This window comes from Synechocystis sp. LKSZ1 (assembly GCF_040436315.1).
Taxonomy (GTDB): domain Bacteria; phylum Cyanobacteriota; class Cyanobacteriia; order Cyanobacteriales; family Microcystaceae; genus Synechocystis.
Genome location: NZ_AP031572.1, coordinates 93,050 through 112,355 on the forward strand (window position 1 = coordinate 93,050; position 19,306 = coordinate 112,355).

The following is a 19,306-nucleotide window of genomic DNA, read 5'->3' on the forward strand; positions in this document are numbered from 1 at the left end:
GTGCCTAGCTTACAAAGGATGCGGTCGTCTTACCTAGTCGATTAAGGAAAATAGCATATCTGCTTCGCAGACAAGTTGCCCATCCACGACGGCCTTGCCGTGCATTTTAGCAATGCGGTTGAGCTTCAGGGAGAGAAGAGCAACGGTCATAATCAATTGATCTCCGGGAATGACCGGCCGCCGAAAGCGCACGCCATCAATACCGGCGAAGGCGAAAAATTTGCCCTTCATCCCTGGTAATTGGGTCAGGATCACTCCCCCTACTTGGGCCATGGATTCCACGATTAACACCCCCGGCATAATCGGCCGCCCCGGAACATGGCCGGGAAAAAACGGCTCGTTAATGGTGACATTTTTCAGTCCCGTGGCTTGCTTGCCGGGAACATAGTCGAGAATACGATCCACCAGGGCAAAGGGGTAGCGGTGGGGCAGGAGGTCTTGGATTTCCCGCACCTCAAAGGTGGTTTGCTGGCTAGCCGGCGTTGCTGGGGAAGAAGAATCAGGGGAAGGGGAAACAGAAGTGGTCATAACAGCGCTATTCAGCGGACAAAAGCTGGGGATTTCTCGACGGTGTCATAGTTCAGGAATTAGTTTAGACGGATTTGGCCCCTTTTCTGCGTCTAGGGCCGGATCAATAGACGACCTAAGCAGGAAAGTTCAGCAGGGCTAAGGTTCAAGGCCTCAAGACTGACATCCTCCCCTAAATCCACCGTTAATGGCCCTAGTTTAGAGTTAGCAAGACCGGGCAGGCCCTGGAGTTCTAGATTGTCGAGGTGGAGGGCCTGGGGATTGAGGAGGGAGAGGTGGGCCCGTAACTTTAGGTAATGGGTTTCCTGAGCTGTTGTTAAATCGGCCGATAGCGTAAAGGATTGTTCGGCCAGGACAATACTCTGCCATTGCAGTTGATAGTCCGCTAGATAGGCCTGGGGATCGGCAATGTCGAGGCGTTCCAGCAGGGCCAAAAGAAGTTCCGTCAAGGCATTGCTTAAAATCGCGGAGGGCAGAGAGGCCTGAAGATCGGCCTGGCTAATTTGCACCTCCCCACTGACTTGGATCGGCTCTAGGAGTTGCAGGGGTTTACCCTTGACGATCTGACCAATATTAATGCGGATATTCTCCCCCTTGAGCAAGACCCGTCCCAGGGAGAGGCCTTGGTACAGGGCCTGACGGGATTGCAAGGCTACGCGGGGGACGTACCCCTTGAGAATCTGACGATTTTGCCCTTGAATGTCAATTTCTAGACTTTCGACCGCTTCGAGTTGGGACTGGAGCCAGAGGCGGAGGGCCGGCGTCAGGATTTTAGTGATCAGGCCATGACTAACATCAGTGGACATAGGAACTATCAAAAGTAGGCAACAATTAGAATAAAGACTATAGCAAGGGCCGACCCCCTCCGTTGGCCGGGGCAGGAAATGATGCAGGAACGGGTTCAAAAAATTCTCTCTCAATGGGGCATTGCCTCCCGCCGCCACGCGGAAGCGATGATTTTAAGTGGCCGGGTGGCCCTCAACGGCAAAGTGGCTGAACTGGGGGACAAGGCCGACCCCCATCGAGATTATCTGGAGGTCGATGGGAAGCGGGTGGAACCCCTCAATCGTCCCCAGCTTTTCTATATTTTGATGAATAAACCCAAGGGGGTGCTTTCCACCTGCGATGACCCCAAGGGCCGCAAAACCGTTATTGAACTTCTGCCCCCTAACCTGCAACAGGGCAAAGGCATTCATCCCGTTGGCCGCCTCGACCGTAACTCTACTGGAGCCTTGATTTTAAGCAATGATGGGGAACTCACCCTACGCCTGACCCATCCCCGTTACCACCTGCCCAAGACCTACGATGTTTGGGTCGAGGGCCATCCCAGTGACCAGGCCCTGGAAGAATGGCGGCAGGGCATGATCCTCGATGGCCAAAAAACGCTCCCGGCCCAGCTCGAAATTCTAGAGGAAACGCCCCAACAAACCCGCCTACTGATTACCCTCACCGAAGGCAAAAATCGCCAAATTCGCCGTCTCGCGGAACAATTGGGCCTGGAAGTCACCAAACTCCACCGCCGCAGTATTGGTAATCTCGCGCTCAATCAGGGCCAACAGCGTCTTCTGCCGGGGGAATACCGCCTGCTCAAGCCCGCAGAAGTCAGCTACCTCAAACGCCATGTCCAGCTAGAAGCTTCTCTGGCCTTGCCCGTTGCCCGTCGGAACCAAGGACGCCCCCGTTAAGGCCAATCCTCCCAATTAGGGCTACAGATGTTTACCCCTCCACCTACGGCACCTCCCCTTGTGAGAGGACGGGTGGGGTTAGTTGTATAGGCGGGCTTCAGGGATGGGGGATAAGGCCCGGGGCCAAGGATGGATCTTTTTGTGGAGGGTTAGGGGCCGGCATGGAGTTTCAGCCGGGATATCGAGTTCCTCCGGAACGGAAAGCAGACCGTATAATAGTTCAGAACAAGCTATAGTGATTGATCCAGAAAGTTGGCGCAGCGTCGGCAGAGAAAACCAGCATGGGTAAAGTAGTCGGAATTGACCTAGGAACAACAAACTCCGTAGTCGCAGTGATGGAAGGGGGCAAGCCTGTTGTGATTGCCAATGCTGAGGGCATGAGAACAACCCCTTCGGCGGTGGGCTTCAACAAGGATGGGGAATTGGTGGTGGGCCAGATGGCCCGGCGACAATCAGTACTGAATCCCCAAAATACGTTTTATGCTGTCAAACGCTTCATGGGCCGACGTTATGGAGAACTGAGTGCAGAGTCGAAGCGGGTTCCCTACACCATCCGCCGCGACGAAGCCGACAACATTAAAATCCGTTGTCCCCGCCTGAAAAAAGACTTTGCTCCGGAAGAAATCTCGGCCATGATTCTGCGGAAATTAGCCGAGGAGGCCAGTCGTTATCTAGGGGAAAAGGTAACGGGGGCCGTGATTACTGTCCCAGCCTATTTTAATGATTCCCAACGCCAGGCGACGAGGGATGCGGGACGCATTGCCGGTCTGGAAGTGCTCCGTATTATTAACGAACCGACGGCGGCCTCCCTAGCCTATGGGTTAGAACAACGGCGCAGTCAGAAAATTCTGGTCTTTGATTTGGGGGGCGGCACCTTTGATGTCTCGGTGCTGGAAGTCGGTGATGGCATTTTTGAAGTCAAAGCGACCAGCGGCGACACCCAACTAGGGGGGAATGATTTTGACCGGCGCATTGTAGATTGGCTGGCGGAGCAATTTCTAGAAGCGGAAAAAGTTGATTTGCGGCAGGATCGGCAATCTTTGCAACGGTTAACGGAGGCCGCAGAAAAGGCCAAAATTGAACTGTCGGGGGTGAGTGTTACCGATATTAACTTGCCCTTTATTACCGCTACGGAAGATGGCCCCAAGCACCTGGAAACCCGCCTCACTCGCTCCCAATTTGAAGAATTGTGCGGGGATCTGGTAACACGTCTGCGCCGCCCGATTAAACGGGTGTTGAAGGATGCGGGACTGAGTCCAGTACAGGTAGATGAAGTGGTGCTGGTCGGGGGAGGCACCCGGATGCCCATGATTAAATCCCTAGTGCGGAGTTTTATTGACCGAGAACCCAACGAAAACGTAAACCCCGATGAAGTGGTGGCCATTGGGGCTGCCATTCAGGCGGGCATTTTGGGTGGTGAGGTGAAGGATATTTTGCTCTTGGATGTGACGCCCTTGTCCCTGGGTCTGGAAACCATCGGCGGTGTCATGAAAAAACTGTTGCCCCGCAACACCACCATTCCGGTGCGCAAATCGGATATTTTTTCCACCGGCGAAAATAATCAAACCGTGGTGGAAGTCCATGTCCTGCAAGGGGAGCGGGAAATGGCCAGTGACAATAAATCCCTGGGACGCTTTAAACTAAGTGGCATTCCCCCGGCCCCCCGAGGCATTCCTCAAGTTCAGGTGTCCTTTGATATTGATGCCAACGGTATTTTGCAGGTCACGGCCCGGGATAAAACGACGGGTCGAGAACAAAGCATTACGGTGCAAGGGGCCTCAGTGCTGACGGAAAGTGAAGTGAACCGCATGATCCAAGAGGCCGAACAATTCGCCGACCAAGACCGCGAACGCCGGGAACGCATTGAAAAACGCAATCAGGCCAAGGCCCTGACGGATCAGGCCCAACGTCGCCTCAAGGAAGTTACCTTGGACTTTGGTAGTGCCTTCACCGTTTCCTATCGTCGTCAGGTGGAAGCCCTATCGGCAGAAATTTTAGAGGCCCTGGAAAAAGAAGACGACCGCCGCCTCGACCGGGCCCAGAGTGACCTTCAGGATGTCCTCTACGAACTGAATCGAGAAGTGCGTTTGCAATACGAAGAAGAGGATACGGGCTTCTTTAGCACCCTCAAGAAGACCTTTATTGGTGACGACGAGGAAGATGACTACGACCCTCGGCCCAATTATCGCCGCGAGTACCCAGAGTCGTCGAGCAATCTGGGGGGAGCCTCCTACCGCATGCCCGGCCGTGGGCCAGGGCCGGAAAATTACCGCTCTACAGCCTACAGCGATTGGGATCAGCCCCGCGTCTCCCGTCAACGCACCTACGGCAGTAGCCGCTCTGAAGATGACTGGCAGCAGAATAATGACTTTGCCTCCCCTGGCCCTCGTTCCCGCCCCATACCAACGGATAATGGTCGCTACGAAGAACGGACTAGTAACCGTCCAAGTCGCCGTCAGCGCCCTCTTCCCCCGGAAAATACCTGGGATGAAGAAGACGATGATGATTGGTTCTAAACGTCTTCAGGATCCAGAATTTTAAAGTTAATGCAAACCTAGGTTAGTTGGGGATTTGTCAACGGTTGTTTGGCCATGCAGCAAAAAGGGAGAAATTACTACCAAATTTTAGGGGTCTCGCGCAACGCGACCAACGAAGAGATTAAAAAATCCTTTCGTAAGTTAGCTCGTCAGTACCATCCTGATGTCAATCCCAATGACCGCCTCGCGGAGGAAAAGTTTAAGGATATCAACGAGGCCTACGATGTCCTCTCCGATGAAGCTAAGCGGGCCGACTACGATGCCCTTCTGTTCGGTCGTCCTAATCGCCGTCCCCGACCAGCCCCTCCCCGTAGCAATGGCAATGCTACCTATGAAACGGCCTCCCCCCCCCGTCAACCAGCAGAATACTGGCGGGACTATAGTGCTAGTACGACGAAACGAACCAAAGTCGTTGGCGCATCCTCTCGTCCCCTACCCCGGGATGTAGAAGCAAAGCTGACTCTGCCCTTAGAAAAGGCCTATCGGGGGGGGCAAGAACGAATTCGCCTAGAGGATGGCCGTTCCCTAGAAGTCGAGATGCCCAAGGGCATGGCCAACGGCCAACGCATCCGTCTTAAAGCCCAGGGCCTGAATGGCGGAGACCTATACCTCAAAATTAGCCTCGAACCCCACCCCTTTTGGGAACTCCAGGGAACCGATATTTTTTGTACCATTCCGGTCACGCCCAGTGAAGCGATCCTGGGCGGGGCCATTGAAGTTCCCACTATTGATGGGCCGGTTAAAATGACCGTTCCCAAGGGAGTCAAGGCGGGCCAACGTCTGCGCCTGGCCCAGAAAGGCTATCCCGATGGCCAGGGCAACCGGGGCGACCAATTGGTAGAAATTCAGATTGCGATTCCCCCAGAACCCAGCGCGGAGGAATTGGCTCTTTACGAATCTCTGCGCCAACTTGAAACCTACAACCCCCGCCAGGGATTATTGACAACCTAAGGCTCTAAAACTTGATAAATGGGTAAATGTAGTAGCATGTATTCTCTTCAGAAAGAGCGATGTTAGAGATCATGTCTGAACCACAAAGGATGAAAATACACCATGCGGGCTCACTACCTACAACACGTTCCCTTTGAGGGCCTGGGCAGTATCGAAGACTGGCTCAGGGCCAATAACGATACCATCACCCAAACTGGTTTCTTTGAGACGTCGTGGCACCTACCGGAACCGGAGGACATTGATCTGCTGATTATTCTCGGCGGGCCGATGAGTGTCAATGATGTCGCCGCATATCCTTGGTTGACGGCGGAACTGCAATTCATTCGTCAGTGTCTAGAAGTCCGCATCCCCACCCTAGGCATTTGTTTAGGGGCTCAACTGATTGCCCGGGCCAGCGGCGCTCAGGTCTACCCCAACCCCCACAAGGAAATTGGTTGGTTTCCGATTATGGGCACAGGGCCTCAGCAACCTGATACCTTTATCTTTCCGGCTTCCCAAAGGGTCTTTCACTGGCACGGCGAAACCTTTGATTTACCGACTGGAGCCCAACTTCTGGCCCGTAGCCAGGCCTGTCCGCATCAGGCCTTTCAACTGGGGCGTTCTGTCCTGGGACTACAATTTCATCTGGAAACCACCCCCGCCTCGGCCCTGGCCCTGGTGGCCCATTGCCGTGATGAATTAGTGCCTGGCCTCTACATCCAGTCAGAACAAGCGATTCTAGCAGCTTCGCCAGCAGACTACCAAGTTATTAATCAATTGATGGTGGAAGTTCTCCAGTTTCTGAGGGCAGGGGTTTCTTGCTAAGCCGAGAGTGATTAAAGTAAAGTAAACAAGTGTAACGAATCTGAAAAAATTCTGTCTTCTTGGCCTGTCTCTATGAATAACTTAGGCTTTCGAGGTTGGTGTCTGGCCTTCGTCGCAATCGGTACAGCGTTCTGGCTTTGGCTGATCAACCCCACCCCAGCGTTAGCAGTAAACAACCCAGAACTGCTCCCGGAGCAAGTTACTCCCATCGTTGACCTAGCCAACTTTTTGCCCCAACCCCAGGAAGATAAGCTGATCCAAGAGATTCAACAATTTGAAGCTGAGACAGGCTGGAAGCTGAGGATTCTGACGCAGTACGACCGTAGTCCGGGCCGGGCTGTGATTAATTTCTGGGGCCTGGACGATAAAAGTATTTTGTTGGTAGCGGATGCTCGAGGCGGCAACCTTCTGGCCTTTAGCATTGGGGATGCAGTCTATGAATTGATGCCTCGTACCTTCTGGATTGAACTCCAGGCCCGCTTCGGTAATATGTATTTTGTTCGGGACAATGGGGAAAACCTCGCCATTACTGAGGCCCTGGATACCGTCAAGGGGTGTTTAGTACAAGGGGGCTGTAATGTTGTCCCTGGTCTACCCCGTGAACAATGGATTTTAACCCTGGTAACGTCGATTGTTGGTGGTTTGATCGTTGGTTTTGCCGCCATTCCCCGCAAAGAGGGCCAAATTTTTGCTTGGCAATGGGTGTTAATTATGTCGCCCCTGTGGGGAATTTTGGTGATTGCCTTTGGTATTGGCCCAGTTGTCAGTCGTACCAGTGATTGGTTGCCCTTGGTGCGCAACTTGATGGGATTTACCCTCGGTATTCTTGTGGCTTACCTTTCGCCCTTGCTAAATCAACCCAATCCGTCTAAAACTTAAGACTAAGCGCCCCCCTTTTCTGAGCAACCACCATGGATCTGCACCTCATCGACGCCAAAAGTTTAGCTCTGATCGACCAGGAAATAGATAGTGATTTTTGGTCGCCAGCAGAGTACGAAATTGTTCGTCGTGTGGTTTACGCTACTGCTGATTTTGAGTACCAACATCTACTTCGTTTTTCTGAGCGGGTTCTACCGGCTGGTGCGGCGGCCCTGGCCTCTCGGACAACAATCATTGTGGATGTACCTATGGTACAAGTGGGGGTGGTCTCTCGATTGCAACAAACCTTTGCCAACCCGGTTTACTGTAGTACGCAAACCATTACCCGGCCTCAGAAAAATAAACCCCAAGCGGCCTGGGGCCTGGAAACCTTGGCCAGCCGCTACCCCGAGGGGATTTTTATCATCGGTGATTCTCTACCGGCCCTCCATTCCTTGGTAGAACTAGTACAACAACAGCGTCTGCGGCCGGCCTTAGTGATTGCCACACCTTCGGGGTTTATCGGAGCCGAAGAGGCTAAAAAGCAACTGTATCAGGCCAATATTCCCAACATTACGGTGACGGGACGCAAGGGCAATGCGGTGGTAGCTGTTGCCATTCTCAATGGCCTGGTGGATCTGGCCTGGCAGGCCTATGAGCAGAGTGCCCAGGCAGTGGGTTAGACAGCAAAAGCCGCTGCTATTAAATCCCAAATCTTTTCGAAGAGGTTAGAGTCGGCAACATCAAACCAATGAATATCGGGCTGGCCCCGGAACCAAGTGCGCTGACGTTTAGCAAATTGGCGTGTATGAAGCGCAATGGCCCTTTGGGCCTCTGCTAGAGAGGTTTTGCCCGCTAGATAGGTTTTGATTTCGGCGTAACCCAGGGTTTGTAATAGCGGTAAGCCAGGGCCATATTTTTGCATTAGGCTAGCTACTTCGGCCACAAGGCCCTGATCGAGCATGGCCTGGGTGCGTCGGGCGATCCGCTGATTTAGTACATCGGTGTCACAACCGAGTCCAATCTGAAGAATTGGGTAGGTGGGCGGATTTTCTCCCTGTTGTTGGGAAATGGGCTGGCCCGTGACGTAATAGACCTCCAAGGCCCGCAGGGTACGGACAGCATCGGCGGGCTTAATTTTTTGACAGGCCTCGGGATCCACTTGACTCAACAACTGATAGCAATGGGCCTGGCCCAAGGATTGCAATTGTTCTCGGAGGGCCGTATCGGGAGCAACGCGGGGAATAAGCAGGCCGCGAGTAATGGCCTTGAGATAAAGACCCGTTCCCCCTACCAGGAGCAGAGGGGACGGCAGTTGTTCAATTAACTGCTGGGCCTGGAGTTGATAATCAGCCAGGGTGAGGGTTTCCTGCGGATCACAAATATCGATCAGGTAGTGGGGCACCAGGGCCTGGTCAGCGGGAGATGGCTTGGCGGTGCCAATATCGAATTCCCGATAGATTTGGCGGGAGTCGGCACTGAGGATCACTGTCTTTAGGCGCAGGGCCAATTGCAGGGCCAACTGGGATTTTCCGCTAGCAGTCGGGCCACAAACCACGATCACAAAGGGCTGGGCCATGGGCTACTGGGCTAGATAAGCCGTCAAGTCGGGAACAGCAACCCATCGTTTCTGCTGGTGGGCCTGGTGGGTCAGATCCATTAGCAATTGGGAGTAGGTGCCTTCTCGGAGGGAGGGGGCCAGGGAGACGCCCTCAGTAATTGCTGCTAACCATTGATCGACCACCCTTAGAAAAGGGGCGAGGCGGCCATCGGTAAAAACCTGGGAAAAGGCCAATTCCTTGGGAATTTCTACTTCGGTGAGGGCCTTACCGGCGGGAGCGGCCCAGAGCCGAAAACCATGGACATAATCCTTGAGGTTGTCACTGCCTAAAACGAGGGTTCCTTTCTCGCCGTAAACCTCCAGCCAATGACCCCGGCCCGCGTAGGTCACAGAACTCAGATTGATCTGACAAGGAACGCCCCCAGCTAGGGTCAAACTGATCAGGGCCGTATCGTCGGCGGTAACGGGCTTGGGTTGACGATTGTCCAGGGGATCAGGGCGTTCAGTAATGGCACAACTGAGACGGGCGGAAAGTTCCTGGGCTGGGCCAAAGAGCCAATGCAGGTAGTCAAAACTATGGGAACCCAAGGCCCCCAAGGCCCCGCCCCCCTGTTCCGCCTGGGCATACCAATTCCAGGGCCGCTCTGGATTGGCCCGACTGCCCACTAACCAATCCACCTTCACGAACCGTAGTTTCCCCACGGCCCCCTGGGCCAAATATTGCGCCAGGCATTGCCAGGCCGGAATGAAGCGAAATTCAAAATCCGCCATGGCGATCACCTGATTTTGCTGGGCTAAATGATAGAGTTCTCGGGTTTCTTCAGCCCGTAGGGTGAGGGGTTTTTCCAACAGAAGATGCTTACCCGCCGCTAGGACTTGTTTGGCCATGGCATAGTGCAAAAAAGGCGGTGTGGCAATACTAACGGCCTGCACCTCCGGCAAGCGTAGAATCTTCTCCAGTTGGTTATGGGCATGGGGAATCTGGTGTTGATCGGCAATGGCCTTGGCCGTGCCCAAATCTCGATGATAGACCGCCACTAACTCAGTGCCGGGGTGGTGCTGAAAGGCGGGAATGTGAATGATTTTGCCGAAGCCGGTACCGACCACGGCGACTCCCAATGGGGTGCTCATGGGTTTCCTCCTGAACAAAAGGCCTTGTAACCCATGAGCTTATAGATCAACTTGGCCGTTGAAAACTCCGACACCACCGAATCCACCACGGGTGCCAGTTCCATCACATCGCAGCCAATCACCTCATGGCGTTCAAAAATGCGTCGTAAAAAGCGTAGGGTTTCGTACCAGCCCATGCCCCCTGGTTCTGGGGTTCCCACGCCGGGCATAAAGCTGGGGTCTAGGCCATCTACATCAATGGTGATGAAAACTTTCTCAGTTTTAATCTGCTGAAGCGCTTGATCGATCCAATGGGGATTCACTGCCATTTCTCGGGCCCAAACAACGGGAATGTTTTTTTCGGCAATCAAATCCGCTTCTTCTTGGCAAATAGCCCGGATCCCCACCGGCAGAGTTGGCAGGCCCAATTCCAGTACCCGCCGCATCACACAGGCATGGTTATGGCGCGACCCCTCAAAACGATCCCGCATATCGCCATGGGCATCGATCTGCACCACCGTAAAATCGTTGTCATAGACTTGCTGATAGGCCTGGACGACGCCTGTGGTAATGGCGTGTTCTCCCCCTACTGCCACCACAAATTTCCCGTCAGCCAGGGCCTGGGTCACCGCTTGAGTCACGGCCGTCAGCATTTGTTCCGCCGTGAGATCGGGATGGAGGCGGGTATCCGCCACGTAGGGTAGGGTATGAATGCCAAACTGGTGGCAGGTTTCTTGGCGGAGTTCTTCGTCGTAGGCCTCTAGTTGATCTGAAGCCGCTAGAACGGCATCCGGGCCTTGCTCACAACCCTTGCGATAGGTCGTTGTCGCCTCGTAGGGAATGGGCAGAATCACAGCTTGGGCCTGAGCGTAGGGCGTTTCAGCCTCTGATCCCAAAAATTGCTTAATGGCTACTAGCGGCGTAACAGTCATGACTTTGCTTAAAAAGAACTGTTTTCCAGCCTATCATCTAAAACCTGTCCCCGTACTCCCCTAGAGCCTCCCGGAGGAGGAGATTTCAACCCATTACCGCTAAAATCGAGGGAAATTCTCCCTCCTGGGCATTGTCATTATGGTCAATCCGTCTTCCCCGGAAGAAAAGAACCATCTGGGCTTTGGTTTTCCGGTGTTTCTACTGTCTGAAAGTATTGTTTTCATCAGTTTTTTTATTACCTATGCCATCTTGCGGCTCAAAACGCCCCAATGGTTTCCAACGGGGGTAACCGGACTGGATATACCCCGAGCCGCCATTAATACCATTATTTTAGTCGTTAGCAGTGGGGCCGTGATTTTGGCCGAGCAGGCCCTAGAGCGACATCAAGTGGTGCTTTTCCGCCGTCTTTGGCTTCTCACGGCGACCCTCGGAATTATTTTTCTCTTTGGCCAGGCGGCTGAATGGCAAGCCATGCCCTTTAGCTTGGATGCAGGGCCAGCCGGGGCAACCTTCTACCTCCTAACGGGTTTCCATGGCCTGCATGTGCTGACGGGAGTCCTGCTGTTGCTGTATATTTATCGCCGCTCTCTCAATCCCCGCAATTTTCGTAGGGGCCATGCCGGCGTGACAGCGGTGGCCCTATTTTGGCATTTTGTTGATGGCATCTGGCTGGTGCTCTTTGCTCTGCTCTACCTTTGGCCCGCTGGTGCTATTTATTCTCCGTGACATCGGCTTGCACAGGACGGACAATGGCCGGGAAGGGGTTAGCCGGAGTTTCAAAAATGGCCGCCAGGGCCTGGTTGAGGGTTTCCGCCATAGCAATCTGATTACCGTAGACCACAATCACTCGGGCCAGGGTGGGTAAACTGTTTTTCTCTGCTTCCAGATAAATGGGTTCGACGTACAGCAGAGATTCTTCAATGGGAATCACCAGCAAGTTACCTTGGATCACCCGTGAACCATCCCGGCTCCAAAGACTAATACGCTCGGAAATGACCGGATCTTGGTTGATTAAGGCCTCGATCTGCTCTGGCCCATAGACGAGGCGCTCCTTGGGTAGAGTGTAGAGGAGTAATTTGCCATAGTTTTGTTCATCAGAACGAGCAAACAAAAGGGCGTTTAAATTATTACGACTAATGGGTGTATAAACCTGGGAGAGGACAAATTCCTCCTCCTGGTTATTGATACCCGTTAATTTCATGATCAGGTAGTAGGGACTGACGGGGGTCGGTTCACTACCGTAGATTTCCCGAGGAATTTGCCACTGGTCTTCCCGATTATAAAAAACATCAATATCCGTCATGTGGTAGGTCAGCAATCGTTCCGACTGAGTACTGAAAAGATCGACGGGGTAGCGAATATGACTGCGCAGGGTCTTGGGCATGGCCGCCAGGGGTTGAAACAATCCGGGAAAAACCCCTTGCCAACTTCGTAGAATTGGGTCGCTAGGATCCATGGCGTAGAAGCGGACATCACCGTTGTAGGCATCGATGACGATCTTAACGGAATTACGAATATAGTTAAAATTGCGCTCTCCGGGGTCGGCGTAGGGGTAGTAGTGACTGGTGGTGTAGGCATCAACAACCCAGTACAGACTCGTATCATCGCGGGGATGAGCCTTCGCTGTGACTAAGTAGGGATTGCGATCAAAGTGAAGAAAGGGGGCCAATTCCCGGATACGGCGATTAATATTGCGGCGAAAGAGGACTTGGGTATCTGGCGTAAAGTTGCGGGTAAAGATTATCTTCCAGTCCCGTAGATACCAGGCAAACAATCCATGTCGGAGATACCCTCCCAGACGAACGCCGCCTTTGCCATCGTAGATATTGTAGACGTTGTCTTGGCCACTGGGAAAATCAAACTCTCGCACTTTTGTGCTGGTCATCACGTAGGTATCCGTTAGTTCTCCAAAATAGATACGAGGTTTACTAATAGGGATACTACTGCGGATTAACTCACTGGAAGTTCGCAAGGCATCCTGCTGGGTTTCGGTGCCAATGTCCTTGACGAAATAGAAGGGGAGGCCCCCTTGATCCACTAGGTTGACGGGGGAGAGGGTAAAACCGTAGCCGTGGGTATAGACCAAATGTTCGTTAACCCAGGTCTTAGCTTCCGCTGGTACGGCATTGTAATCTAGTTCTCGGCTGGCGATCAAAACTTGTTGTTTGGCCGTTGTAATTTGGTCAGGTTGCTCGGTGGATTGGACACGGATGGTGTAGCGGTCGAGGTCAGCATCGGGGAATTTATAGTAAAGGCGAATTTGCTGAAGTTGACGATTGGTTTTGAGTAGGGGGATGGGATCCCAGAGACGAATATTGTCTAATGTTAAATGGTTATTAAGTAAATCCTGATAACTAAGGGGGCCGGTGCCAGAAAGGGTCAGGGATTGGATGGTATCTAGGCCAAAGGCAGCTCGGGTGGCTGCAATACTGCGGGCCAGATAGGGCCGTTCTCGGTCTAATTGGTTGGGCTGAACATTGAGCAGTTCCACTCCTTGGGCAAGCAGCAGTTGTGTTACCAGCAAGAAAAGGTAAAGCAAAAACGGCCAAACAGAAAACCGGAGGGGAACCCAGTGGCTGGGGGAGCGTAATTTGGGAGAACGAGACCAACCCCATTTTCCTAGCCAGCCTAACCACAGGGCCATCGTTAAACTCAATAACACCAGAGCCGTTTCCAGGGGTAGGCGAATATGAATATCACTATAATTAGCCCCGTAGACTACGGGATGAACTGTGTAGAGGTATTGGTAGCGACGCAGGCCATGGCCCAGGGACAAGATCAGGGCCACTAAAGCCCCTAGGCGACAAAGATGGCGGAGTTGGGGACGAGAAAAGCCTGGAAACTTGCCCTCCGAGAGACTATTAGCCGACTGGAGGTAGGTCAGGACGGTGACTAAAAAGGCAAAGAGAAACAGGCCCCGTAGCCAGGTTTCTAGCAACTGCCAAACCGGGAGGTAAAAAATATAAAAGCCAATATTGCGCCCAAATTGAGGGTCTTGAGCGGGAAAGTTTTGATAATGCAAAAACTGGACAATATGCGTCCAATTCCCGGCTAGAATGCCCCCCCCCATCAAGCTCAGAATCGTGATCAGCGTCGGAAGGGCCCAGGTACGTCGCCACCAAGTCAGGCCCACAATCCCCAGCAGGATCAGTCCTGATAGCAAATTAGAAGGTAAATCGTAGAACCATTCCCACAAAACCTTTACCTGGAAGGGCTTGGGAACGGCGGGAATAATTTCCGGTAAATTAAAGTCCAGCGTCCAGGCCGTCAGGGCCGTTTTACCGTAGTAGATCACCAGGGCCGCTAGTAGAAGCTCAATCCCAATAATGAGCGGCAACAACCAGGCCAATCCCAGAGGAGCCGTGCGGGGTGGGGTTGAATCCAACGGCGGTGGCTGGGGTAGATAGCGTGAGGTGAGCCGACGGTTTGAGGAAATGACAGCGGGCCAGGCTAGACCACGGGCCTGCCGGTAGTGCCATCCTAAAAAAGCTAATGAAAGTAGCGTTCCCGCCGTTGCTAGCAAGAATTCCCAACGAAGACGGGTAAAAAAGACCTGGAGGTAGCCCAACTCCTGAAACCAGAGCATTTCAATGTAGAAATGGGCGACCAGTTCAATACCTAGCACCCCGGCTAAGAAAGCCAGCAGAAATCGCCAAGGAAGAGGCTGGGTGTTCACAGTTTCTAGGAATGAGGGTCGATAATCCGATTATAGGCGGTCTGTCGTCGGAGCCTGGGGATTGGGGCCAGGCCCCCAGGGCCATAAAAAACTCCCCCAGGTAGAACCCGGAGGAGACATCTAGGCGAAAAATCTATTTTTTCTTCTTGCCCTTACCGCTGGCCTTGGGTTTTTCTTCAGCCTTGGCTACCTCAGCGGCAGGAGCGGCTTCCTCTACAGGGGCCGGCTCGGCTACTTTTTGACCCGTTTGAGCGGCCACTTCGTCGGCAAAGTTAACGGTTTCTTTTTCAATGCCTTCTCCCAGGTTGAAGCGAATAAAGCGCCGTACTTGGATATTTTCTCCTAATTCGGCAACGGCTTTTTTCACCAATTCCCCGACGGTCATGTTTTGGTCTTTGATGTAGGGTTGGTCGAGCAGGGCCAACTCTTTCAAACGCTTGTCGATGCGGCCTTGAACGATCTTTTCCTTGATGTTTTCGGGTTTATTGCCCAAATCATCGCGGCCCATTTCAATCTCTTTTTCTTTCAGGGCCACGTCGGCTGGAATATCTTCAACTTTGACGTATTCAACATTAGGGCAAGCGGCAATTTGCATCGCCACATCGTTGACTAAATCTTTAAAGCGGTCACCTCTAGCCACAAAGTCGGTTTCGCAGTTGACTTCCACCAAGACCCCAATCCGGCCGCCAAAGTGAATATAGCTATGAACCAGGCCCTCGGCGGCAGTCCGTCCCGCTTTTTTATCTGCGGAGGCAATCCCTTTTTGGCGCAACCACTCAATGGCCTTTTCCATCTCGCCCTGGGTTTCAGCGAGGGCCTTTTTGCAGTCCATCATGCCAGCGCCGGTTTTGTCTCTTAGTTCCTTGACTAACTTTGCTGAAATTTCTGCCATTGGTCTTTTCCTACTCGTAAGTTTCTATGATTACACGGGCGGTCGCTCAGAGTGGGGCCAGGTGATCGGCGATACAGAACTGGCCCCCGTCAAGCCTAAACCCTAGTTATCATCGTCCTGATCGTCGTCTTTATCAAGATAGTTGCTGTCTTCCACTAGGTCAGCCTCATCGGCGTAGGTCGCGTCATCGCTCTCGTCGAGGGCATCCTCGAAGCCTTCGTAATCATCGCTTCCTTCTAACTGGCCATGGCGGCCTTCGTAGATGGCATCGGCCAACTTGCCCAGAATTAATTTAATAGAGCGAATCGCATCATCGTTGGCGGGAATGGGAATATCCACCGCATCGGGGTCGCAGTTGGTATCCAACAGCGCAATGATGGGAATTCCGAGTTTTTGGCATTCCTGGATGGCATTGTATTCCCGGCGTTGGTCCACCACCACTACCACATCGGGAATTTTCCGCATGGTCTTGATGCCCCCCAGGTATTTCTGGAGTTTACCCAGTTCACGACGGAGAACAGAGGCTTCTTTTTTGGGACGACGGTCGATGGCTCCACTGGACTCTAGGGTTTCCAGTTCCTTCAGGCGCTCGACCCGGTTACGAATGGTTTCCCAGTTGGTGAGCATTCCTCCCAACCAGCGTTGGTTAACATAATTAGCCCCACAGCGTTCAGCTTCCTGGGCAATAATGCCAGCAGCTTGGCGTTTAGTACCGATGAACAAAAAGCGCTTGCCCTGCTCTGTGGATTTACGGACGTAATCGTAGGCATCTTCAATCAATTGGGCCGTTTGCACGAGGTCAATAATATGAACCCCATTGCGGGCCGTGTAGATGTAAGGGGCCATACGGGGGTTCCAGCGGCGGGTCTGATGACCAAAGTGAACCCCAGACTCTAGCAATTCTGCAAGAGAGACAACCGGCATATTAATTTTCTCCTATTCGGGTTTATCCTCCATCCAGGGGAATTTCCGTGTTAGAAACACCCGAAAACCTGAATGTGCGAATTTTGACAACCTTTCCAGCTTAGCAGATGGCCGAGTCGATTCCCAAATTATTCTTTTTTGCCCAGGGCCGGGCCAGGTAAGGCTTCCGTTTCAGCCGTTGGGGAATTGTTAACCAGGGGAGCCGCCTCACGGGGGTTAGGGGAATTGACCCGATTATTTTGTTGTTCCTGGAGGCGACTGCCTTTACTTTCCAGTAAATTCTGCGGGGGCTTAGCCGGCTGGCCGGCATCAACGGGTGGGGGCGTGGCCTCGTTGGGAACCGTCACTGGGGTATCAGGGAGGGAATTGGCCGGCGGCGTTTGGGGCAGGGGAATTTCAGGCAAGGTCGGCCGGACAGAGCGGGGTTGGGCCGCTGGAATCTGGGCCGGGGCAACGGTTTCTGGTGAATTATCGGCGGGGGGGGGCAACGTCGGCCGTGTTGGTGGGGCGGCTATCGGGGCAGGCGTGTTATTCGGCAAACTGGGCCGGGGGGCCTGATTATTAGTCGGATTGACATCGGGGAGGCTGGGCAGCGTCTGGGACGGTGTCGGTACAACCCCTAGGCTTGCGCAGAGTTGGGGATCGTAGCGAAAGTTCACACTAATCTGGGTGGGTTGACGAACACTTTGGCCCGCAATGGCTTTCTGCGCGATTTCATTAAAAATGGGATAGCGTGAAGTACTAATCGGCGTTAGCTCTCCATCGGGGGCGACATTGTAAACCACTGTGGCTTCCGTCTGATTGCGACAGGCAATCCGGGGATATGCTCCTGTTAAGGTAATTCGTTCCTTAATGGTGGCCCCTTGGCGAGCTTGCCAGATCAAATCATTATTGCGAGCCTGAGCTATGGGAGTATCTTCGCCCGTGGCCTGGAGCGTCTCTAGCTGTTCCCCTGGGGGCTGGGGAGCGCGGGTAATAAAATCCGTTCCCCGCATCGGTTGTAGTTCACCAAAATTAGGACGTTGCGGGGCCGAGGCCTGGTCGCGGTCAATGGCATTGCCGTTATTGCCAAAGGGAAGACCCGGGAGGGAGGGCAGTCGGCGGGAGTTAGGAAGAGGCGGTATAGAAGGTAAAGGGGGTAAGGAAACGGGGGGAGCCGCAATGGGGAGATTGCTTAAGTTCCCATAACTGGAAAGAGGCGGCAAGTTGGGAGGATAGCTGGGCAGATTGGGTAGGGCCGGCGGGGCTGGAATGGCGTTCAGACCAGGAATATTATTGTAGTTGTAGTCACTGCTGGGGAGAGAGGGCAGGGCCGGATTGGCACCAGGAACCGCTGGATTTGGTAAGACCGCTACATTAGTGGTGAGGGGCGATGGATGTGGAAGGCGACTCTGTTCTGCCGGACTCAGCTCAATAACCCCGACGGTTTCTCGGCTTCTCTCGCTGGGAGCTGGCGGCTCATTCCAGTGAAAACTAGGTAGGATCAGCCCCAAAATAAAGGCATGGAGGCCGACCGAGGTGAAAATAGCTGTATTCGCCGGAGTGAAGACCTGGGTAATCGCCGGGTTGGGGGTGAGCTTAATAGAGGAGTCCATGGAAGTAGGGGCGGCGCCATGCCAGACACATCGTCTTTTGTATTTTAGGGTAGAGCCTGAAAAACTGGGGCTTCCGAGACCATACTTTCTGCCTGGAAAACCAGATTGCCAAGGCCATGCCAGAATAAAAGTCAATAACCGCCACCTGTATAACAAAGGCGTGTCCTCGGGACTTACGAAAATACAGGAATTGCGGCGTAAGTCCCACCTTGGGTTGGTGAGACCCTATCCTTAGCAAACCTCTGGAGGAAGACCGTTATCGAGTGTTAAAGACTCAATCCCATTCAGACCTGCAATCTTGGGGATACCGGCGGGGCCTGGCCCTGACCTTAACCAAGGTTCCGTCTTGAGGGGAGATGGCCCTCCTCTTCCTCTAGAGGCCAAGTTCACTTTCAGCTATTCTATGCGCTCTAGAACTCAGCAGACTCAGCAATTGAGGCGACTCAGCTTCCCCTTTTCCTCCCATTTTTGGGTTTGGGGACGTCGCTTTTTTATCCGTCCCAGTTATATCGGCCTACTCTATCGCCGTAATCAGTTTGAACGACGACTAGAACCCGGCGTCTATTATTTTTGGGATTTTTGGTCGGAGCTAGAGGTAATCCGCATGCCCCGGGCCGAACGAACCCTGGAGGTCAGTGGTCAAGAAGTCTTAACCAAAGATAACATTGCCCTCCGCTTCTCCTACGGTGTGCGGTACCGAATTGTGGATGGCGAAAAGTTATTGACCTTCATTGATCCCAGTGACATTGATCCCCCCGATTACTTGTTTGTTACCAATAACGTTGGCATTGATGTTCCCGTAGAGCGCATTCTGCATCCCCTCAGCCAGGTGTATTGGCGGGAGGCCATCAGTCAGATAGATAGCTTGGCCCTGAATGAGCAACGACAGAACTTTTTCTTGAATATTCCCGAGGGATTAAACGAAACCCTGGCCCAATATGGGATTGAGGTGACGGCCATGTACCTACGGGATATCACTTTCCCCAAAGCCATTCAAGACCTCTTTGCCCGTCAACTAGAGGCTAAAATTCGGGCCCAGACGGATTTGGAGAATGCTCGCTCCGTGGTGGCCACGGCCCGGGCCTTGAAAAATGCGGCCCAGCTGATCAAGGAAGATGACAACATCAAATTCCTGCAATATCTGGAAACCCTGACCAAAATCGCCAGCAAGGGCAAACACACCTTTGTCATTGGTGAATTACCCATGGGTACAAATCTCCGGCCCGCCTCGCCGGAGCAAGATTCCTAGGGT

At 53.1% G+C, this 19,306-nt stretch carries 18 protein-coding genes; 9 read left to right on the forward strand and 9 right to left on the reverse strand.

What is annotated here, in order from left to right; translation table 11 throughout:
- Positions 1-33: 33 nt before the first annotated feature.
- Together fabZ and ABXS88_RS00485 are read right to left on the reverse strand one after the other, a co-directional pair.
- Complete coding sequence (gene fabZ / locus ABXS88_RS00480) at positions 34-528, reverse strand: 3-hydroxyacyl-ACP dehydratase FabZ (protein WP_353673258.1); 495 nt, start codon at positions 526-528, stop codon at positions 34-36.
- A gap of 92 nt (positions 529-620) precedes the next feature.
- Entirely contained in the window at positions 621-1,334 is a 714-nt protein-coding gene (locus ABXS88_RS00485) for a DUF2993 domain-containing protein (protein WP_353673259.1), read from the reverse strand.
- 81 nt (positions 1,335-1,415) lie between these two features.
- On the opposite strand from ABXS88_RS00485, the gene ABXS88_RS00490 reads away from it, so the two are divergent.
- From ABXS88_RS00490 to ABXS88_RS00515, 6 genes are all read left to right on the forward strand, one after another.
- Positions 1,416-2,213 (forward strand): pseudouridine synthase, encoded by a 798-nt coding sequence (locus tag ABXS88_RS00490; protein WP_353674845.1) that lies wholly within the window; start codon positions 1,416-1,418, stop codon positions 2,211-2,213.
- A gap of 281 nt (positions 2,214-2,494) precedes the next feature.
- Complete coding sequence (dnaK, locus tag ABXS88_RS00495; protein ID WP_353673260.1) at positions 2,495-4,729, forward strand: molecular chaperone DnaK; 2,235 nt, start codon at positions 2,495-2,497, stop codon at positions 4,727-4,729.
- Positions 4,730-4,804: 75 nt separating this feature from the next.
- The gene (locus ABXS88_RS00500; protein WP_353673261.1) at positions 4,805-5,701 is read left to right on the forward strand and encodes a DnaJ C-terminal domain-containing protein; all 897 of its coding nucleotides are present in this window, start codon (positions 4,805-4,807) and stop codon (positions 5,699-5,701) included.
- Positions 5,702-5,803: 102 nt separating this feature from the next.
- On the forward strand, positions 5,804-6,505 hold the full coding sequence (locus tag ABXS88_RS00505; RefSeq protein ID WP_353673262.1) for a gamma-glutamyl-gamma-aminobutyrate hydrolase family protein: 702 nt from the start codon (positions 5,804-5,806) through the stop codon (positions 6,503-6,505).
- A 72-nt stretch (positions 6,506-6,577) separates the two neighbouring features.
- Positions 6,578-7,384: a TPM domain-containing protein gene (locus ABXS88_RS00510; RefSeq protein WP_353673263.1), complete on the forward strand. Its 807-nt coding sequence runs from the start codon at positions 6,578-6,580 to the stop codon at positions 7,382-7,384.
- A 32-nt stretch (positions 7,385-7,416) separates the two neighbouring features.
- Positions 7,417-8,046, forward strand: a complete 630-nt coding sequence (locus ABXS88_RS00515) for a precorrin-8X methylmutase (protein WP_353673264.1) — start codon at positions 7,417-7,419, stop codon at positions 8,044-8,046.
- Here the strand turns inward: ABXS88_RS00515 and miaA are convergent.
- Genes miaA through speB form a run of 3 tightly spaced genes read right to left on the reverse strand, consistent with a single transcriptional unit; the run spans position 8,043 to position 10,966 of the window.
- Entirely contained in the window at positions 8,043-8,942 is a 900-nt protein-coding gene (miaA, locus tag ABXS88_RS00520) for a tRNA (adenosine(37)-N6)-dimethylallyltransferase MiaA (RefSeq protein ID WP_353673265.1), read from the reverse strand. The two genes, ABXS88_RS00515 and miaA, sit on opposite strands and share 4 nt — an antisense overlap.
- Before the next feature lie 3 nt (positions 8,943-8,945).
- Positions 8,946-10,055, reverse strand: a complete 1,110-nt coding sequence (locus ABXS88_RS00525; protein ID WP_353673266.1) for a Gfo/Idh/MocA family oxidoreductase — start codon at positions 10,053-10,055, stop codon at positions 8,946-8,948.
- Complete coding sequence (gene speB, locus ABXS88_RS00530; protein WP_353673267.1) at positions 10,052-10,966, reverse strand: agmatinase; 915 nt, start codon at positions 10,964-10,966, stop codon at positions 10,052-10,054. The genes ABXS88_RS00525 and speB overlap by 4 nt, the downstream gene beginning before the upstream one ends.
- 139 nt (positions 10,967-11,105) lie before the next feature.
- Here speB and ABXS88_RS00535 point away from each other — a divergent pair, with 139 nt between their 5' ends.
- Positions 11,106-11,693 carry a heme-copper oxidase subunit III gene (locus ABXS88_RS00535; protein WP_353673268.1) on the forward strand — a complete coding sequence of 196 codons (588 nt, stop codon included), beginning with the start codon at positions 11,106-11,108 and terminating at the stop codon, positions 11,691-11,693.
- Here the strand turns inward: ABXS88_RS00535 and ABXS88_RS00540 are convergent.
- Complete coding sequence (locus ABXS88_RS00540) at positions 11,677-14,643, reverse strand: UPF0182 family protein (protein ID WP_353673269.1); 2,967 nt, start codon at positions 14,641-14,643, stop codon at positions 11,677-11,679. The two genes, ABXS88_RS00535 and ABXS88_RS00540, sit on opposite strands and share 17 nt — an antisense overlap.
- A gap of 133 nt (positions 14,644-14,776) precedes the next feature.
- Positions 14,777-15,535: a translation elongation factor Ts gene (tsf, locus tag ABXS88_RS00545; RefSeq protein ID WP_353673270.1), complete on the reverse strand. Its 759-nt coding sequence runs from the start codon at positions 15,533-15,535 to the stop codon at positions 14,777-14,779.
- On the opposite strand from tsf, the gene ABXS88_RS00550 reads away from it, so the two are divergent.
- Positions 15,477-15,641, forward strand: a complete 165-nt coding sequence (locus ABXS88_RS00550; RefSeq protein WP_353674860.1) for a hypothetical protein — start codon at positions 15,477-15,479, stop codon at positions 15,639-15,641. The two genes, tsf and ABXS88_RS00550, sit on opposite strands and share 59 nt — an antisense overlap.
- On the opposite strand, the gene rpsB is transcribed toward ABXS88_RS00550, so the two are convergent.
- Both rpsB and ABXS88_RS00560 read right to left on the reverse strand, forming a co-directional pair.
- Positions 15,638-16,459, reverse strand: coding sequence for a 30S ribosomal protein S2 (gene rpsB, locus ABXS88_RS00555; protein ID WP_353673271.1), 822 nt, complete (start codon positions 16,457-16,459; stop codon positions 15,638-15,640). The genes ABXS88_RS00550 and rpsB overlap by 4 nt on opposite strands.
- Before the next feature lie 128 nt (positions 16,460-16,587).
- Positions 16,588-18,054, reverse strand: a complete 1,467-nt coding sequence (locus ABXS88_RS00560) for a hypothetical protein (RefSeq protein ID WP_353673272.1) — start codon at positions 18,052-18,054, stop codon at positions 16,588-16,590.
- Positions 18,055-18,457: 403 nt separating this feature from the next.
- Between ABXS88_RS00560 and ABXS88_RS00565 the strand changes: the two genes are divergently transcribed.
- Positions 18,458-19,303 carry a slipin family protein gene (locus ABXS88_RS00565; protein WP_353673273.1) on the forward strand — a complete coding sequence of 282 codons (846 nt, stop codon included), beginning with the start codon at positions 18,458-18,460 and terminating at the stop codon, positions 19,301-19,303.
- Positions 19,304-19,306: the final 3 nt, after the last annotated feature.

What these genes read in the sequence shown, in the direction of transcription:
- fabZ (WP_353673258.1), bottom strand. Translation starts at nt 528, where the DNA reads ATGACCACTTCTGTTTCCCCTTCCCCTGATTCTTCTTCCCCAGCAACG.
- ABXS88_RS00485 (WP_353673259.1), bottom strand. Translation starts at nt 1,334, where the DNA reads ATGTCCACTGATGTTAGTCATGGCCTGATCACTAAAATCCTGACGCCG.
- ABXS88_RS00490 (WP_353674845.1), top strand. Translation starts at nt 1,416, where the DNA reads ATGCAGGAACGGGTTCAAAAAATTCTCTCTCAATGGGGCATTGCCTCC.
- dnaK (WP_353673260.1), top strand. Translation starts at nt 2,495, where the DNA reads ATGGGTAAAGTAGTCGGAATTGACCTAGGAACAACAAACTCCGTAGTC.
- ABXS88_RS00500 (WP_353673261.1), top strand. Translation starts at nt 4,805, where the DNA reads ATGCAGCAAAAAGGGAGAAATTACTACCAAATTTTAGGGGTCTCGCGC.
- ABXS88_RS00505 (WP_353673262.1), top strand. Translation starts at nt 5,804, where the DNA reads ATGCGGGCTCACTACCTACAACACGTTCCCTTTGAGGGCCTGGGCAGT.
- ABXS88_RS00510 (WP_353673263.1), top strand. Translation starts at nt 6,578, where the DNA reads ATGAATAACTTAGGCTTTCGAGGTTGGTGTCTGGCCTTCGTCGCAATC.
- ABXS88_RS00515 (WP_353673264.1), top strand. Translation starts at nt 7,417, where the DNA reads ATGGATCTGCACCTCATCGACGCCAAAAGTTTAGCTCTGATCGACCAG.
- miaA (WP_353673265.1), bottom strand. Translation starts at nt 8,942, where the DNA reads ATGGCCCAGCCCTTTGTGATCGTGGTTTGTGGCCCGACTGCTAGCGGA.
- ABXS88_RS00525 (WP_353673266.1), bottom strand. Translation starts at nt 10,055, where the DNA reads ATGAGCACCCCATTGGGAGTCGCCGTGGTCGGTACCGGCTTCGGCAAA.
- speB (WP_353673267.1), bottom strand. Translation starts at nt 10,966, where the DNA reads ATGACTGTTACGCCGCTAGTAGCCATTAAGCAATTTTTGGGATCAGAG.
- ABXS88_RS00535 (WP_353673268.1), top strand. Translation starts at nt 11,106, where the DNA reads ATGGTCAATCCGTCTTCCCCGGAAGAAAAGAACCATCTGGGCTTTGGT.
- ABXS88_RS00550 (WP_353674860.1), top strand. Translation starts at nt 15,477, where the DNA reads ATGCCAGCGCCGGTTTTGTCTCTTAGTTCCTTGACTAACTTTGCTGAA.
- tsf (WP_353673270.1), bottom strand. Translation starts at nt 15,535, where the DNA reads ATGGCAGAAATTTCAGCAAAGTTAGTCAAGGAACTAAGAGACAAAACC.
- rpsB (WP_353673271.1), bottom strand. Translation starts at nt 16,459, where the DNA reads ATGCCGGTTGTCTCTCTTGCAGAATTGCTAGAGTCTGGGGTTCACTTT.
- ABXS88_RS00560 (WP_353673272.1), bottom strand. Translation starts at nt 18,054, where the DNA reads ATGGACTCCTCTATTAAGCTCACCCCCAACCCGGCGATTACCCAGGTC.
- ABXS88_RS00565 (WP_353673273.1), top strand. Translation starts at nt 18,458, where the DNA reads ATGCGCTCTAGAACTCAGCAGACTCAGCAATTGAGGCGACTCAGCTTC.